11 protein-coding genes are annotated in these 15,934 nt (G+C 56.0%); 3 read left to right on the top strand and 8 right to left on the bottom strand.

The window, feature by feature from the left end; all coding sequences use genetic code 11:
• Positions 1-46 precede the first annotated feature (46 nt).
• Entirely contained in the window at positions 47-3,589 is a 3,543-nt protein-coding gene (locus tag K1V27_RS12405; protein WP_258930318.1) for a S16 family serine protease, read from the bottom strand.
• 182 nt (positions 3,590-3,771) lie between these two features.
• Here K1V27_RS12405 and K1V27_RS12400 point away from each other — a divergent pair, with 182 nt between their 5' ends.
• The 3 genes from K1V27_RS12400 (at position 3,772) to K1V27_RS12390 (ending at position 5,665) form a co-directional block, all read left to right on the top strand.
• On the top strand, positions 3,772-4,512 hold the full coding sequence (locus K1V27_RS12400; protein WP_258930317.1) for an MBL fold metallo-hydrolase: 741 nt from the start codon (positions 3,772-3,774) through the stop codon (positions 4,510-4,512).
• A 44-nt stretch (positions 4,513-4,556) separates the two neighbouring features.
• Complete coding sequence (locus K1V27_RS12395; protein WP_258930316.1) at positions 4,557-5,216, top strand: class I SAM-dependent methyltransferase; 660 nt, start codon at positions 4,557-4,559, stop codon at positions 5,214-5,216.
• A 269-nt stretch (positions 5,217-5,485) separates the two neighbouring features.
• On the top strand, positions 5,486-5,665 hold the full coding sequence (locus K1V27_RS12390; RefSeq protein WP_258930315.1) for a hypothetical protein: 180 nt from the start codon (positions 5,486-5,488) through the stop codon (positions 5,663-5,665).
• A gap of 149 nt (positions 5,666-5,814) precedes the next feature.
• Here K1V27_RS12390 and K1V27_RS12385 read toward each other — a convergent pair whose 3' ends face one another.
• The 7 genes from K1V27_RS12385 to K1V27_RS12350 all read right to left on the bottom strand — a co-directional run bounded on the left by K1V27_RS12385 (position 5,815) and on the right by K1V27_RS12350 (position 15,912).
• Positions 5,815-6,255 (bottom strand): type IV pilin protein, encoded by a 441-nt coding sequence (locus tag K1V27_RS12385; RefSeq protein WP_309574014.1) that lies wholly within the window; start codon positions 6,253-6,255, stop codon positions 5,815-5,817.
• Positions 6,256-6,640: 385 nt separating this feature from the next.
• The gene (locus K1V27_RS12375) at positions 6,641-8,050 is read right to left on the bottom strand and encodes a pilus assembly PilX N-terminal domain-containing protein (RefSeq protein ID WP_258930314.1); all 1,410 of its coding nucleotides are present in this window, start codon (positions 8,048-8,050) and stop codon (positions 6,641-6,643) included.
• Positions 8,051-8,094: 44 nt separating this feature from the next.
• Positions 8,095-8,466 carry a type IV pilus modification PilV family protein gene (locus tag K1V27_RS12370; RefSeq protein ID WP_258930313.1) on the bottom strand — a complete coding sequence of 124 codons (372 nt, stop codon included), beginning with the start codon at positions 8,464-8,466 and terminating at the stop codon, positions 8,095-8,097.
• Position 8,467: 1 nt separating this feature from the next.
• Positions 8,468-9,361 (bottom strand): PilW family protein, encoded by an 894-nt coding sequence (locus tag K1V27_RS12365; protein WP_258930312.1) that lies wholly within the window; start codon positions 9,359-9,361, stop codon positions 8,468-8,470.
• Positions 9,348-9,902, bottom strand: a complete 555-nt coding sequence (locus tag K1V27_RS12360) for a GspH/FimT family pseudopilin (RefSeq protein WP_258930311.1) — start codon at positions 9,900-9,902, stop codon at positions 9,348-9,350. Before K1V27_RS12360 ends, K1V27_RS12365 begins: the two co-directional genes overlap by 14 nt.
• Positions 9,903-10,312: 410 nt before the next feature.
• The gene (locus K1V27_RS12355; RefSeq protein WP_258930310.1) at positions 10,313-10,777 is read right to left on the bottom strand and encodes a hypothetical protein; all 465 of its coding nucleotides are present in this window, start codon (positions 10,775-10,777) and stop codon (positions 10,313-10,315) included.
• A gap of 23 nt (positions 10,778-10,800) precedes the next feature.
• A complete protein-coding gene (locus K1V27_RS12350) occupies positions 10,801-15,912 on the bottom strand; it encodes a pilus assembly protein (protein WP_258930309.1) in 5,112 nt (1,703 codons plus the stop codon).
• Positions 15,913-15,934: the final 22 nt, after the last annotated feature.

Below are 15,934 nucleotides of genomic sequence, written 5' to 3'. Positions count from 1 at the left end.
TTCCTCGCTCCCTTGAGGGGGAGAGCTCAGGTGAGGGGGTGAGATTTCAATCACCTACACCCTCTCCCTCGAGGGCGCGGGAGCTCTCGGACAAGCTGCTGGATGCGTTGTCGGGTTCATGTATGGAGTCGCGCCCTGTTGCCGGATGAGGGCCGGACAGAGCGGGCACCGATTCCAGCCAGCTCATGAGGTATTCGTTTAAAATGGTCTCTGCACGCTTTACATCAAGCCGATATTTTTCCGGTATAAAACCCATATCAATCACATAGACATCGTCTTTGAGCGCGATAAAGGGGCATTCTTTGAGCTCCGTTTCATCGAACCGCCCCAACAGCGAAAAGACTTGATCGAGAACTGCTTTGCAGCCCTTTATTTTGACCTCCTGCAACGTGTAATTATTGGCAAACAGGCGGAGCTCGCTGCACGATCCGTCCCGCAACAGGGCGGCGCGCTCGATGCCGTACTTTTTCAGGAAATAGAAAGGGCCGATCAGGTTCAGCCTGGCGATGGGTTCGTGACCCTCCCGGGCAGCCTGAAGGATTGTATGGACGGTGGCTGAAAGGTTCTGCCGCCGCGGGTCGAAGTCATACACCTTGAGGCTTTGTGAATGCTCCCCCAGCCGTTCGAGTATGCCCTGGTGAGTGTCCGGTGGAACCAGCAAGGCGAGTGCCCGGCCAGTCTGCCAGGACTGCTGCAACAATCTAACATCCAGTTCCTGCGGGTTTTTCACCTGGATCAGGGTCATGATCTTCACACAGTGGGCATTTTTGCATCTCAACCGCTCGGATACGCTGCGGGCACAGGCGAGGAAGCCCGATTTGAGGTTTTCCAGTTGCGCTTCGTCGATAAAGGCCACCTGGGCTGCCTGCACGATGTCATCCACTGCCACTACCTGCAGGATGTGTCTGGTATAGTCGAACGGCTCATGCGCTCCCTGCCATTCGTCGAAAGTGAGGATCTGGAGCTCGTCTTTCAAGGCTTGCGGGAACCTTTCGATGCCGCCTTCGCCGTGCAGATTTTCCCGCGGAATGACCACCGTGCGACAGCCGGCGTTGTAAGCGGTCTCGATCTTCAGCGCCAAGCCGCCAACCGATGTGATCCTGCCACGCGTGTCGATTTCTCCGGTCATGGCGACGTCTCTGCGGATCTTGCGCCCCGACAGCAGCGATGCCAGAGCCAGGGCGATGGCCCCTCCCGCCGAAGGCCCGTCCTTGCGCGTGGAACCGCCCATAAAGTGCAGATGAACCGGCTCCTCGCTCTGCAAATCGATATGCAGAGCGCGCGCCCGATGAAAAATTCCGGTGGTGGCCACCTTGCGGCTTTCGTCCATGATTTTTTCAATGTTGCCCGTGGCGTGAGTAATGCTCAGGTATGCCCGCCGTATGCCGCCGCCGGTTGCCCCCATGCCGATGCGCGTGGCCTGAATCGGGATCACGGACCCCACACCCTTTTCCAAATCAACCCCCAGGCCCAGCATCTCACCGCTTTGATCGTCTTCGTTGATTTGCCTGGGTTTGATGGGTTCATCCAGATACGCCTTGATCTTCTCCCGGGTGATACGCACCGAACGCTCCCCTTTGGTGAGAATTTCCTTGCGTTGAATGCGCAGGAAAAGAGTTCGTATGGTCCTCTCCAGTTCGCGCACCCCGGCTTCATAGGTGTAATTTCGTACCAGGTACCTGAGCAGATCCGACTTGGTTTTCTCATCAAAGAAAATCTGCTGCTGATCGATCTGATATCGTTCACGCACCCGGCTGATCAGGTGTTCTCGGGCGATGGCAATTTTCTCCTCGACGCTGTAGCGGTCTAAAAAAATGATTTCACATCGGTTCGCCACCACCGGTGGAACGCCTTCCAGCGTGTTGGCGGTGAGTAAAAAATGACAATTGGAAAGATCGATGTCCACCGTCGTTTCCGTGTACTTGTCGTGGAATAGATGATTTTGCTCGGGATCGAGGATTTCCAGGAGGGTCGCGATGGCAAATTTTTCCGTTTTGTCCGCCTCGTCCAGAATGAACATTCCGTTCATGACTTCCATTTTGATGAGACCCTGTACAATGGCTCCCGGCTTGGACCCTTCGTAGGTGAATCCGTGGCCGCGCATGTCGGCTTCATCGCGCATGCCCCCCAGAGATATCTTGTGATACGGGATCCCGAGGTTCCTTGCGATGGAGATGGCCAGGGAGGTCTTGCCCACCCCGGGAGGTCCAACGAACAGGAAGGCACTGCCGGTTCGATGCCAGGAGGACGCTTGCCCGTCGTTGAAGCGCTGGTAGCGCCAGATGAGGTTGGTGAAGAAATCACAGATGGTCTCCTTGGGGCGCTGCAAACCGTAATGAGACTTGTTCAGGCCCTCCTCGAAAGCCTCCGGCGCCACCTCAATCTTCTGTATTCTGCCCCAGGGAATCGCCAGCAGCGTCTCGATCAGTTCACTGTACTTGGAACCGCTGTGACCGACGGCGTTCAGCTTGTTTTTGTCGATGACCTCCATGACCCGGCGTGGAACACTGGGATCGTTGCGCGCCTCTTCGATGCGATCCGTGAGGCTCTTGTGCTTCCGCTCGGGCGTCTCGGAACGCTGCGGCCCGCTGCCGGGAGCCGGGTAGGCGGCAGGCACGCCTTGATCCCGGGTGATGTACCGTTCCAGTGCCCCCATGAAGAGTTTGAAAAGGTCCTGCGGTGCTTTGCCGTCGACGCTCGATTCGGGCAGCCCCAGCTCGCGGAACAGTACCACCAGTCCCCAGCGGTCCTTGAAGGAATGGAATATGTCCTTCGCTTCCTGGTCGGATTTTGCGGCGACCAGGGCAAACAGATGGAGAACGCTGCTGAGGGAAGCTGCCCGCTGCATGATGGGCAAAGTGTTGTCGCGGCTCCTGCGGTAATGTTCCCCCAGAACCCTGGCTTTCAGTTCTTCATCCAGAGAAGGAAAGGCCCGCTGCAGTAAAGCGTCCGGCATGTTGGCCAAGGTCGCCGCCAATGAATTGATGAGGGTGCCGATGATATCGAGATACGGCAAATCCTGCTCGGCCCTGTCCAATAGAGCGACGTAGTGCTCTCCTCTGATGCCGTTCAGTTCATCGGTCAGGGATTTGCGCAGCATGCGGTAGAGGGTCGGGTCCGAGTTGCGCAGGTCCATGGCGAAGTCGACATCGGCGGCAATGATGTCGCGTTCGCTCCGCTCGGGATAGAGGATGTGATCCACTTGGTGGCGCAGCAACAGTTCGCAAAAGGCAAGCATTTTTTGTTCTTCAGTCGTGCCGCTGGCGAAAGTCTCATCGGCATCCCTGGGAAATACAAAGGACAAATAGTCGAAGATGCGCTCGTGAATGTAGATGTTCCATGCCTCGTCCTCCCGGCCCAGGAGACTAATGGCACGGCTTTGACCCTGGTCGTCCTCCAGCCGGTGCAGGCTCAAATGGCCGGTGACCCGACCGAGTTTCAAAGGATCGGTTCCCCGGTTGGTTTTGAAGTAAGGCACAATGCGCCGTTCGACGATGGCTTCGAGCAGGTCGAGCAGGTCCTGGATCCGCTCTTCACCGGGAAGAGGCAGCCCACTCAAAATGTCGTATTCGAATTCCATTGGAAACATGGCGTGTTCTCCATCTGCTGATGAGTGTTGACAACCCGTATCGCCTCTCCTAGTTTCATTGGGAAATCTTAGTCTAAAACGCGCTTTTGCAAAAGGTGGAAGACAGAGAACAGGTTCTCATGCAGGGGCCTGGAAAATATTTCAAATGGGTTCGGTTGGATGCAAGAAATGAGGAGATCCCAATGATTCAGAAATCTACCTTGATTGTCACTATCGTTTGCCTGTTGACTGCTGCGGTTGCGGCCCGGGCGGAAAAGGAATTTGCAAAGGATTACATCAGTACCTCAGCGGGTGATCTTGAGATCGCCTTCATCGGCCACGGCTCGTTGATGTTTGCCTTCGACGGCAAGATCATCCATGTCGACCCTGTCACCCGCGAAGCGGACTACAGTACCATGCCGCAAGCGGATATCATTCTCATCACCCATGAACACAAAGACCACTACGATCCTCAAGCCATACGGCAGCTGTGGCGGGAAAAAACGGTTTTGATCGCCAATCAGGCGGTCGCTGAAGAAATGAAGGATGCGCTCGTCATGAACAATGGCGACGTCAAGACCGTCCAGGGATTGAAAATTGAAGCCGTACCTGCGTACAACCTGGTGCACATGCGCAGCAAGGACGTGCCCTATCATCCCAGGGGGAACGGTAACGGATACGTCATCACCTTTGCAGACAAGCGGGTGTATGTTGCCGGAGATACTGAAAACATTCCGGAAATGAAAAAGCTGGAAAAGATCGATATCGCTTTTCTGCCCATGAATCTCCCCTACACCATGTCTCCCCAGATGGTTGCCGCCGCGGCCGAAAGTTTCCTGCCGGAAATCCTCTATCCCTATCATTACGGCGATACGGACACGCTGGAAATCGTGGATTTGCTGAAGGAAAGCGAGATCGAGGTGCGCGTGCGCAACATGAAATGAAGCCGCCGCGCGCCAGTGCCATGATGCCGCCGAGGAAAACGTCCATGGAACGGCACGCCTTCATCCTCGCCAACACGCGTGTTGCCGTCCCGCTGCTGTGTCCGGAAATCCGTCTGCGCCTCATCACTCCGGCCTGTCCCCTGTGGTCCGCTACTGAACAGGACCTCGCCCAGCTGTCCCTTGCAGATCCCTACTGGGGCTTTTGCTGGGCGGGCGGGCAGGCGCTGGCGCGCCATGTGCTGGACCATGCGGCAGGGGTAGCGGGCCGACGGGTTTTTGTGTTCGGCGCCGGCTGCGGCATTGATGCCGTTGCCGCCGCCAAAGCCGGCGCCCAACGTGTTTTGGCCTGCGATATCGACCCCATGGCCGCCACGGCAACCCAAATCAATGCGCTCCTCAACAGCGTATCGCTGGTGACCACGACGGCCGACATGATCGGTTCCCCTTTAACGGGTTTCGATGTGGTGCTGGCCGGGGACATGTTCTTTGATCCGTCTTTGGCGGCACAGGTTTTTTCCTGGTTTGGGAGGCTCGCCAGAGACGGCCTGGAAATACTGCTGGGCGATCCCGGGCGCGGCAATCTGGGCGGTCAGCCTCTGGTCAAGCTGTTCTGCTGCATGGCTCCGGCCGACGTGGACATGGACGGCAGCCGCCTGCAGGAAACCACGGTGTATGCGTGGCAAAGGGATGGGCGCAAGCTCTGAAGGGCCGCAGAGACGCACAGATGCTGCGGAGTAGTTTGGTGTGGAACCGCTTAGGGTAATATGCTACATCTAATCGGGTCCCCGGGGTTGATGCTCGTGCAGGTATGAAAAGTTGATGGTTGGCCGCGGATGGACGCAGATGAACACAGATTAACGGCAGGGTTTGCCTTCATCGACGGTTGTCTGCGGCTGCAGGGGTGGAGAGGTCGGGGGGGGGATCTGCCCCATTATCGAGCAGTCTTTTGACGTATCAGAAAGGAAAATTGCTCATGCCGTATGGAATAGAACAATCCAGAGTCGACAGCGTACTGCTCGACGGAAAGATCAAAATCGCCGTTTATCCTGAAATCATGAAAGAACTGGGATTGCAGCCCGATCAGACGATCGATGAAGAGACGGCGAAAAAGATTGTCGCGGAAAATGAGAAATACTACCTGGCCAAGAACTAGGTTTTTGTTGGCCGCCGATGAACGCAGATGCACACGGATGTGAACAAGAGATCTGCGTTCATCGGCGGCCAAAATCATCCAGGCGCGGGGTGGGTGAGGTACCGCTTTTTGTGCCGCCACCCGCCGCGGCTTCGGAGCTGCCGGCGGCCTCAGTCAAAAAGCCATTTGAACAGGGAAAAGCCGATGGCGTCGGGATTGTTGATGATGGGGTTGCGGCTGGATTCGGTTACGGCGATGGTATCCGCCTGCCCGTAGAAGTTCCTGGAGGCGGTGATGCGGTAGCTTGTGCTGCCGACCGATGTAATTTCCACGGTGTAGTTGTTTGGCGTGGAATAGGTATCTTCGCTGCAGTCGTTGCCGAAGGTGGGCAGGCAACCGATGGTTCCGGCATAGCGGTTGTTTTCGGCGAAGAACAGCTCCTGGTCCATCCTGCCGCGCATGAGCGCTTCGACCGCTTCCGACTGAATCGCGCGGTTCCTGTAATTGACGTAGGACGGTACGGCCACTGCAGCCAGTATGGCTACGACGGCAACCACGATCATCATCTCGATGAGGGTAAATCCCGATTCGTTGATCCTCCTGCTCCTCATGATCTGGTCCCCTCGATTAAGAGTTATGCCTGTTAAGGCAAGAAACATGCATTTCTATGCCGGCAGTCACCGATGGGTTTCGTCACGCTTGGGCGCGACTCTGCCCATCCTACATCAACGTGGTTACGGCCGGTGCCGCGATGCCGTAGGATGGGTAGAGCGAAGCGAAACCCATCAGCAACGCCTGCAAACAATGAAAAATCTAATGCTTAACCGCTATATCTCTGCCGGGTACAACTCGCCATGAAAGAAGCTCCCCCTCGGCATTGACCGTGTCCGCCATGCACGACCTGTTGCGTGGAAGGGTGCTGTGCCTGTCCTTGCCAACTTTTGGGAAAAGAGCAGGTACATATCCTTAACCGATATACCACTGACGGGCAGCCTGCTAGAGATTATCCCGCCAAGACAGGGTCGTTACCACAGTTGAGAGCTGGTTCGCATTCTCTATCGCTGTGCTGCTGTATTTGATGCTTGGATTTCCACTCAAATCAATTGTGGCGGGCTCGGTACCCGCCACAATGAGCGTTCCAAACAAGTCCGGTGTTCCGCTTGCCCAGCTGATCTCAGCGTCCTCATCATCGCTGTTGGATAGAACAATGATCACCCCTTCAAAGTGGAAATTCCCGGTGAAATGCACTCCATCGGTCACGATCAGAATTCCGGCGCCGTCCAGGGACCCAGAGAAGGTGACTTTTTCGCTTATGTAGGTTACCTGAGGCTCATCCCGCGTACCAAGTGCACTTTTCCCCTTGGCATCAGCAGCGCTATAGGTGACCGTATTCTCCATTGTCATGAGCCGATTTGCGAGGTCGATCCAGTATTGATTGTCATATTTGGGAATTCCAACGACAATACTGTCATCGCAATATTCCTCTGTACATCCGTTACCATCGATGTTGTTCTTTTTCTTGCCACTATTGCCACTATTGCCACTATTGCCGCTGTTGCCGCTGTTGCCGCTGTTGCCGCTGTTGCCGCTGTTGCCGCTGTTGCCGCTGTTGCCGCTGTTGCCGCTGTTGCCGCTGTTGCCGCTGTTGCCGCTGTTGCCGCTGTTGCCGCTGTTGCCGCTGTTGCCGCTGTTGCCGCTGTTGCCGCTGTTGGTATCCATGCTTACAGCGTTTTCGCTGAAAATGCCCGGGATGTTGGAACCGTAAGGGGGAGTTGTGGTTCCGTCACATGAGGAGCCCTTGCAGTTGAAAGAATCTGGAAGGTGATGGTTAATCCCTGAAATAGTAGCTGAACCGCTCAAGTCGACAACGGGAGATTCAGTGTATACACCCACTGCGCCGTCCGGCACCAGCGGCACCAAATCTTCTTTTTCGATTTCCACCTGGATGATTTTCACTGCACTACCAACTCTGCCGATGGAGGTGACAAAGACTCGGTTGTTTGAGTCTCCCCACACTTCTCCATCGCCGTCACCGTCACAACCGTTGAGGTAGTCCATCGGGCAATCCGTTATGTGGACGGTGTAGCTTCCGTTACTGAAAGTCCTGTTTTGCAGTTCGGCCAACCTGCCGTTGTCGCTGGCGGAATCCTTGTCATCGTCGGCGCCCTCCAAAACGTCGTTGAACGACTTCTTCCTGAGCAGACTCTTGGTATGCTCGATGCCCGCTTCGGCAACATAGAAAGCTTGCAGTTTGAGTTTGTAATTGGCCGCTACGCGCATTTCGGTTGCGCTTTGATAGGCGGCATAGACGGCGGTGAGGGTCAGCAGGACCAGGATCAGCAGGGAGATAACCAAAACGTAGCCGCCCTGTTCCTTGACGATCGAAGCCCTGGTTCTTGCAGCCATGGTAGAGACCTCCCCAAGAGTTCCGCAGCAACCAGAATGGATTGCTACTTTGCCTTGATACATGTGAACGATATGCTGTGAGGTATGTCATCTTTGTCTGTCCATGAGACAGTCACGGTTATGGTGGTGGTGTCATTAATGGGCGTATTTTGATTACGAGACCAGTTTACCTGGAAGCCGTCAATGGCCTGCGGAATAATTTCTGCGCTGAGGAGGTCATTATAAGGCATCCCCAGCAGTTCCTCCATTTTGCTTTCCGCCAGGTTGGTCGCCGCGGTCAACTGGTTGGCGGCAGAATTGCTGCCGACGGTAAAGAGCTGCAAGTTGAGAAAGGGCACAATGCCGAGAAAAAAGATCAACAGGGCCACAAATATCTCCACCAGGGTGAACCCTCGTGGATCCCTCAGCGGGTTCACTCTACAATCCCATGTTGCGGCAATACACTGTTGTTGACAAAAGCCTGCGGCGATACCCGTCATTTACGGTAATCCTCTGGTTGGCCACCGCATAAGTGGTGTTGTTGGTAAAATTCGTGTCGGGCTGTTCGCTGCGGCCCAGCAGCCAAATCTTGACGGCTCTTATGGCGTCTAAGGGTATTGTGGGATAGAGCGGTACGCCGGCGGGGTTATCCAGCTCATCGACTTCGCCGTCGTGATTGGTGTCCAAATTGAGGTCCAGTTCACCATCGGAATTGTTGTCGACCGCCCACATGGGTCCGTCATCATGCGGATTGGCCTTGTCAAGGGTACCATCCCCGTCGGCGTCGAAAGCATAGGCGAAACCAACGGCCTCGATGTTTTCCGCGATGGAATAGGTTGTTTCTTTTTCCTCTTTCTTTTCTTCATCCTCTGCTGATTCCGATAGCGAATATCGTCTGCCCAACGTCTGAATGCCATCTGCATCCGTGTAGAGGAGGTAGGTGATGGTTTCATTCTTATCATTGCAGTCGCCGTCGGCTTCTTCATCGAGCTCATCTATTTCTCCATCGCCGTCGTTGTCGACTCCATCGCTCTCGCCGCCGGTCACATCCATGGCAAACCTGATCTCGTCATTTTTAGCGGTCAGGATCCAGGTACCGCAGGATGCGTTGGAAGTGACGCGCAGGGGATTGTATCCGGCCATGCGAATTTCTCGTGTCATGATGTGCATGGCGGCCCTCACCTGCTGCTGCATTTCCGTGACCTGCTCCTGGCTGATGGCGGCTTTCTGCTGTGCGGGAAAGGTCTGGTAGATGACGGCGGTCACAACCGCCGCCAGCATCAGCACCACCATGAGCTCCACAAGGGTCAAGCCGTCTTCATTGCCAGTCATCGCCGTTCCACTTTTTCATTTTTATGACACCCGTATTCGTTGCTCCTATAGCAAATGCCGCGCCGTCACTGTTGGCAAGATAGCAGTAGCCGCTCTTGGAGGGCAGCCCCAGGGAATTGAAAGTTACCCGATCACCACTGAAGGTGACAGGTTCTGATGGCTCACTGGAAGAAAAAGGATTTTTCTTGTTGGTCGCATCGTGGGTGGCGGAGCCATGACCGTAAAAAACTCCCTTGTCCAGGGAAATGGCATCCCCCTCATCGACCCATTTGCCGCTCGAGTCCTCTACCTGAAACCGGTAGGAACCGTCGGCGGTATTGAACCGGATGGCCCAGTCCCGGTTCTCTCTGACGGCGTTCATGCGAGCCTTTTGCATATCTGTGAAAAGGTTCTTGGCCGACCCTCTAAGCCGATACAGGTTGAGCCAGCCGGAAACATCGAAAGAGCCGGCCGTCACCGCCGCCATTATGCCGATAACCGCCAGCACGACCATGAGCTCGATCAGCGTCAATCCGGAACGGTTCTTATGTGGGCCTGGCATGAGTCGCTCGTCATCCTGGAGTGGTGAGAGTCAGCGTTGTAATGCAGAACAACATGGCAGAAAATTGCTCAACATGCAAGACTCGTTCGTTGCCGGAACCATTCAGGCACTGATCAGCCAAACCGACGAACGCCTCACCATCACCGGTTGCCGCCATTACTTGCAGCAAGTCGTGATCTAAGCAAATAAACTGCCAGGCAAGCTACTGGTTAAAGAACTATAGCTTGCAAGATAATGTTTTTGGTGTGGGTTGGGTATCTCAACCCAGCCTACTTGGAAGCCAAAATCATTTTCTTGAGCCGTAGAGATTCGGCACAGGGGGGAGACTGCAGGGCCGATGACCCTGCAGTGATGGAGATGATTGGCTGAGGGTGAGTCACAGGATGGTGACCGACGATTTACAGGAGCAACTACAACCCCTTCTTGTTGGTAATGTAGAGATCTCCCATCCCCGAATATTCTGCACAACCGTCTGTGGGCTCCCTGGGGATGACGGTTATATGTATCGTGTTGAGACCAGTGTGGACGCTCTCTTCCAATTTTAGCCCGTTCAAGTCGATTTTTACCACCAGATGTCCTACGCTGTCCCGGGTGAGCTCAATGAACTCAGAGGCCATGGCGAATTCATTGTCGTTGACGTAAACGAAGGCTTCGGCCGTATTGACGTATCGCGCATAGGTGAGCACCCTGACATAGTGGGCCACTCCACCCGCATCGATATTGACTTGAGACGGCGAGACTTCGATGTTGACGGGGCAGGGATCGGACGGCAAGTCCTGCCCATAACCGTCGGTCCCAGACCAAATGGACAAGGTGAGAATTACGATCAGACAACCGACGGACAAAACAGTTCTTTTCAAATTCACTCCACTCATTTCACTCCTCCGTTCGTCAAGAATTAATTTTCTTCCTTCCAGCCTTTGACCTGCAGGGGATTTTCCGGCAGTTCGATTTTGATTCTGTGGATGCGGGCATCGCTCGTTTGCACAAAAAGGTAATTGCCTGAGGAATCCAAGATCGGCCGACTGGGCATGCCGGGGCCAATGTAGGCGCGCACCGCTTTGGCGTCCAGGCTGCTTGTCATGGCATCTTCATTCCATCCGCCGCTTCCCAGCCACGTGTAGCTGAGACCCGAGCTGCTGAACGGGTCGACGGTGAGGTTCAGGCACTTGTAGTTGACGGCGTAAAGGTAGGCGGAGCCGCCCGCGGTGCACACCGAGTTGGTGTTGGGAATAAAGGTGGTGAAAAAGACCATGCCGCCGGCAGCCAGCGCCGAATCGACCACCCGCTCGCCGTCTCCCACCAGATCAAGCAGGCATGCATAGCAATCGGTGCTGCACGGTGCGGTAACGTCGGTCCAGTTGCCGGCGGCGCTGCAGTCGGCGGCGCAACCGTGCCGGTCGAGGGAGACGGTCATGCTGGATGAATTGCCGCAGGTAATGGCGGTCGATACAGTGCTGGGGGATGTGTCGACGGCAGGGTTGAAGGACGTCAGGGGAACCGAGAGTCCGTAAAAGGACATCTTGGCCTCATCATTTCTGTCATTTTGAGTGCCCTCGATATTGTCGAACTTTCCCGTCCCGAAGTACAGCAGCAGGTGGCCGTCGGCCGACCGCATCGGTTTGTCCAGAGCGGCGCTGGGTGTAACGGTAATCGGCTGGCGACTGCCGCGAAATCCCCAGGGTGCGCTGGGACTGGAGGCGTTCTTGGTTTCCCAGATATCCAGTCTGAGACTGGATGCCGAAGCGGGATCGATGGCGAGACCCCAGAGCAGGCCGCTCAAGTCGCCCACGTATATATGGTCGACGGCCCCGTCCGAAGTGAATATCGGGTATCCCGAACTGTTCACTCCGCTCCAGACATCGAGGGCGATGGTATTGGCCATGGCATTCGGGATGAAGTGGGTACCGCCCACCGATTCAGGCGTTGTCGGCCAGCCGGTGCTGAATGTCTCCGAGGCCTGAATTTTTGGCCAGACATACTGCAGGATATTGTTCCCGGTTTCCATGTCGATGATGAAAAGATGGGGCTTTTGTAACGGGGTCAGGTCAATGTCGTCTTCTTCCGTCGAGATGAAATGGCTCGATTCGTAGACTCGGTATCCGCCTCCGGCGAATGCAAACCAGCGGTCGGTTGCGCCGTGATTGGCCGCGGTGGGGGGATCCGGATGGGTGTCCGGGTCGGCATCGTTGGGGGCCAGAGTGAAAGCGGAAAAAGAGAGGCTGCTGCTCAGGTTGAGCCTCCCCACGTAAGGGACGGACCAGGAGGTGGGCAGCGTCTTGATTTCAGAGTAGTCGGCGGAGCTGTAGCAGAGCACGGGATCGCCGGAATCTTGGTCGATCGTCAGCAGGTTCCGGATGGTCGAATACTCCCAGAGAACTCGAGGATAGCTGGATTGGGCGATATCAGCGGAGTTGATGGCCGAAGGGTCGGTGACGTCCAGGGCAAACAGCAGATCGCCTCCCCCACGCAAACCGCCCACGATGACTGTTCTCCATTCGCGTGTGCCGTCGTGATTATGGTCGATGTAGACATCCCATGCCTGCGGTGACAGATCCACCATGAACCGATGTTTACACCCCGGGTCATTGCCGTAGCTCGGGCCGGCCAGGGCCTTCAGCTCCGACAGCAGGCTGCTTGGAATGTATGCCCACAGCTCTTTGCCGATCTGCGGATCATCGTTGGGGGTGTAGACCCACTGGCCATCCACGTATTTGCCGAGCAGAAAGGCGTGGATCATGCCGTCGTTGGCGCCGACGTAAATCACCTTGTTTCTGGTCAGGTAATTCTCCCGGTAGGTGTAAAAGCATTGTTTGGCGCTCGCGTCGCTCAGGTTGGGAATGCATTCGTCGCTGCTCCACTGGCAGTAGGGAGACGGACAGTCGCCCGCAGTCGTGTAATTTTTACATGCGGCAAAGTTTGCACAGCCGCTGCCGATAACGGTCGGGTCAACCGATGCCAGGGACGGGGCGCCGACCACCACCGGCGTCGAATAGACCACATCGCCCAATATCCATTCGTTGCGGTTGCGGGCGGTTGTGCCGTCATAGGTGGTGGTCCCCAGTACCCAGTTGATGAGGTCGGTTGCCGTCGGTTTGCATTGCGCCGCGGCCGAATCCCACCAGCAACTGGAGCCGGAGCAGGTTTCTGCAGAAGTGAAAGAGTCGCAGTCGGCGCCGGCAAAATCGATGTCGTTTGCCAGGTGGGAGCGCAGTTTCGCTTCATTGGCTGCTTCGAAATTGACTTTAGCCAGGTTGTTCGACTGATCCGCGTCGCGGATGTAGGTGAAGACGTTTCTATCGCCGGCAGCCGGCATGATGGCCGGGTCGCCCGCGTCCCAGCAGTAGCCGTTGGCCTTGTCCGTGGCGGTGCAGAATTTTTCCGCATCTTCCAGGACGCTGAGTGGCCGCTGGAAGGTGTACATCTTGCCCACACACTGGTTGTTCATCCAGTTGCACCCCGAAACGGCCGCGCATTTGGGCTGCGTGTTGTACTCTGAACAGCCGTCGTAGGGGATGTAGACCTCCAGATGCCCTTTCCAGTCGATATTGGAAGTGGCCGCGTCTTCCGTCTCGAAGCCTCCGCGCACAATCAGATCATCGCTTTCCATCTCCTGGGTTACGGTGGCCACGGCACCGGCCGCCCCCACCGAAGCGATTTCGTAAAAGATCTGCGTCAGGGCGCGCTCCAGCTCATAGGCTGTTTTTGCTTCGACATAGTTGTGGCCGTCCCATTCGCCCGGGTCCGGAAGATCATTGTCGTCGGCATCCACAAATCCGCCGTACTTGGCGATGTGCCAGAGAAGGTTGATGTCATTGGGAGGCGCTTCGCCTCCAAGGGCGTAGATGGAATAAAAATTCAAATTGGCGTCATGCTGCTCCCCGCTGCGCTCGGGGTTCCAGATGCCGTTGTAATTATGCGCCCAGTAAGCCACCGCAACGCCGTAGGTGGTCCCGTGCATGGGCAGCGATCCGTCGAAATCGGAACTCATGCCCAGACTTTCAAGAACCGCGGAGGCGTTGAACGCGTTTACGCCCTCTCCGGAGGGCTCCCAGCCGGTGGCGTTGCCGTCCCGCGGAACGTTCTCATCCATCGTCGAGTAACTGTCCGAAATCAGTACGACGTTGTTGCTCTGGCAAAAGTCCTCCACCGGACTGGTGTAGGAAAGATTCTCTGTGTAGGCCGAATCCAGACCGCGAAAATAGCGGGTACCCTCATAGAGCGTTTCCCCAATGGGAGTCCAGTTGCTGTAACAGGTGGTTGTCTCACCCGTTTGTTCACAGGGCTGCCGGTTTATCTCGTCGATGATGGTGGAATTGTCCAGTTCTACGGCAGAGAGCACGCTCCCTCCATCGAGATCATCGCCGCTCGTATAGCCGAACCGGGTATAATCGGCGTCATCGAATTCAAAGGCGCTGCCGCGCGGATTGGTCGCCAGCAACCCGAGCTTCACCTTGGATTTGACTTTGTGCAGGATTCCTTCCGGCGCTTCGGCCAGCTTGCGGCGGTTGACCATGGTTTTCAAAGGGGTGTCGCCGTCGCCCAGCAGCAAGGCGTCCATGCCCGCTTCGACCAGCATGGCCGGAATATAGAAGTATTCCGGGTCCTGGTCGCTTAACAGAGTGTTGGAAGGGTCCAGGGGACTGACCTCGGGGAGTCCGTGCTTGGAGCAGAAATTGAGAAGCTGATGGGCTACGCAGTCGGCGCCGTCGGATGTGTCGCCGTCACCGTCGACATCGTAGAGATCTCCCCAGCTATGATCATTGCCATCCCCGGTATAGCACCACCCGATCCCGATTTTTGCTTCGTCGGGCACCTCGTCGGGAGCTTCCTCATGGTCGGGGGGGTTGTCGGCATCGTAGGGATAGATGGAGCAAACCAGGCCCGGATTGAAGATGTCCCCGAGCAGGTCCCAGCGGATCGAGCCGCCGTGTTGAACTTGATAGTGATAGAGCCCCTTGCAGATGGACTGGATGCTCTGGATGTCGCCGTCACTGATGACGTCATCCTCTGATCGTGCCAGATCGCGGCAGGTCAGGAGCGAATGGACAAAAGCCGAAATCTTGTATTTATTTTGTTTGGCGACGCTTTCGCTGTCCCAGTCATAGTCCATGCAGCCCTTGATGTATTGCTTGCACTGGCCGAACGGTCCGCTGTCAAGCGTTGAGAAGCAGGTGACGGCGTTCAGGCAATCGTCCATGGCGCAGTCAAAATCATCGGCCACGGCGTACACTTCTATGGTGGTCTGTCCTCCCGGCGAAAAGCTCAGGGGACCGCTGTCCGTCTCTGGTCCCTTGATGGCAAACGCATAACCCGACCCTTCCAGGTACCATTCCTTTTTGTCCTGAACCCAGCATCTGACCTGCTTAATGAAACGCCTTCCCACGCAGCCTCGTGATTCACCCAGGAGCCCGCTTGCGGAGCCGAAGTTCTCATACTTGCCGCCGGTCAATACTTTCTTCTCGACGTCCAGCTTCGACATGGTCAACCAGTTTAACAGGTTGCCTCGGGCGAAAAACTGGTTCGAACTCCCAACGCAGTAATCCTGCTGTGATTCGCTCCGGTTCAGACACCCGATGGCCGGTGCTGTTGCGGCTTGCTCGAAGTAGCCGGCATCCTTGTATTCATACCAGGCATCGGGTTGATAGTAGCCGTAGTAGGTTTGGCCGGGAAACCCCTCGCGCGTGTAGCCATCAAAGGGAGAATCATAGGTATCGTCGTAGCACAGGGACGGCCTGCACAAGAAAGTAGCATTCTTGTCCTGCTTGCACTTGGGCTTACCCGGTTCTTCCTTGTTGTTGCACACGTAAGCCAGGTCATACATGCTGGCCGAATTGTCCAACACCAGCAGTACGTTGGGAATGATGGATGCGCTCACAAAAGGCGGCTCCGAGCATTGACCCGCGTGACCGGTTCCAGTGAGCAGGAGAGCGGTGCCGAGCAGGAGCGTGAGCGACACGAGGCAGCCTTTGGACGAAGCGATACGGAACGTGTTCGTGTTATGCCACATGGAGTCCTCCTGCACCCATCGC

The sequence above is a fragment of the Desulfoferrobacter suflitae genome (genome assembly GCF_022603395.1).
GTDB lineage: Bacteria > Desulfobacterota > Syntrophobacteria > Syntrophobacterales > Syntrophobacteraceae > Desulfoferrobacter > Desulfoferrobacter suflitae.
The sequence above is the reverse complement of the archived record's forward strand: the minus strand, read 5'-3'. Positions and strand labels throughout refer to the sequence as shown.

Bases quoted from the DNA above. Each gene is read 5' to 3' on its own strand.
- K1V27_RS12405 (WP_258930318.1), bottom strand. From the start codon at position 3,589: ATGTTTCCAATGGAATTCGAATACGACATTTTGAGTGGGCTGCCTCTT.
- K1V27_RS12400 (WP_258930317.1), top strand. From the start codon at position 3,772: ATGATTCAGAAATCTACCTTGATTGTCACTATCGTTTGCCTGTTGACT.
- K1V27_RS12395 (WP_258930316.1), top strand. From the start codon at position 4,557: ATGGAACGGCACGCCTTCATCCTCGCCAACACGCGTGTTGCCGTCCCG.
- K1V27_RS12390 (WP_258930315.1), top strand. From the start codon at position 5,486: ATGCCGTATGGAATAGAACAATCCAGAGTCGACAGCGTACTGCTCGAC.
- K1V27_RS12385 (WP_309574014.1), bottom strand. From the start codon at position 6,255: ATGAGGAGCAGGAGGATCAACGAATCGGGATTTACCCTCATCGAGATG.
- K1V27_RS12375 (WP_258930314.1), bottom strand. From the start codon at position 8,050: ATGGCTGCAAGAACCAGGGCTTCGATCGTCAAGGAACAGGGCGGCTAC.
- K1V27_RS12365 (WP_258930312.1), bottom strand. From the start codon at position 9,361: ATGACTGGCAATGAAGACGGCTTGACCCTTGTGGAGCTCATGGTGGTG.
- K1V27_RS12360 (WP_258930311.1), bottom strand. From the start codon at position 9,902: ATGCCAGGCCCACATAAGAACCGTTCCGGATTGACGCTGATCGAGCTC.
- K1V27_RS12355 (WP_258930310.1), bottom strand. From the start codon at position 10,777: ATGAGTGGAGTGAATTTGAAAAGAACTGTTTTGTCCGTCGGTTGTCTG.
- K1V27_RS12350 (WP_258930309.1), bottom strand. From the start codon at position 15,912: ATGTGGCATAACACGAACACGTTCCGTATCGCTTCGTCCAAAGGCTGC.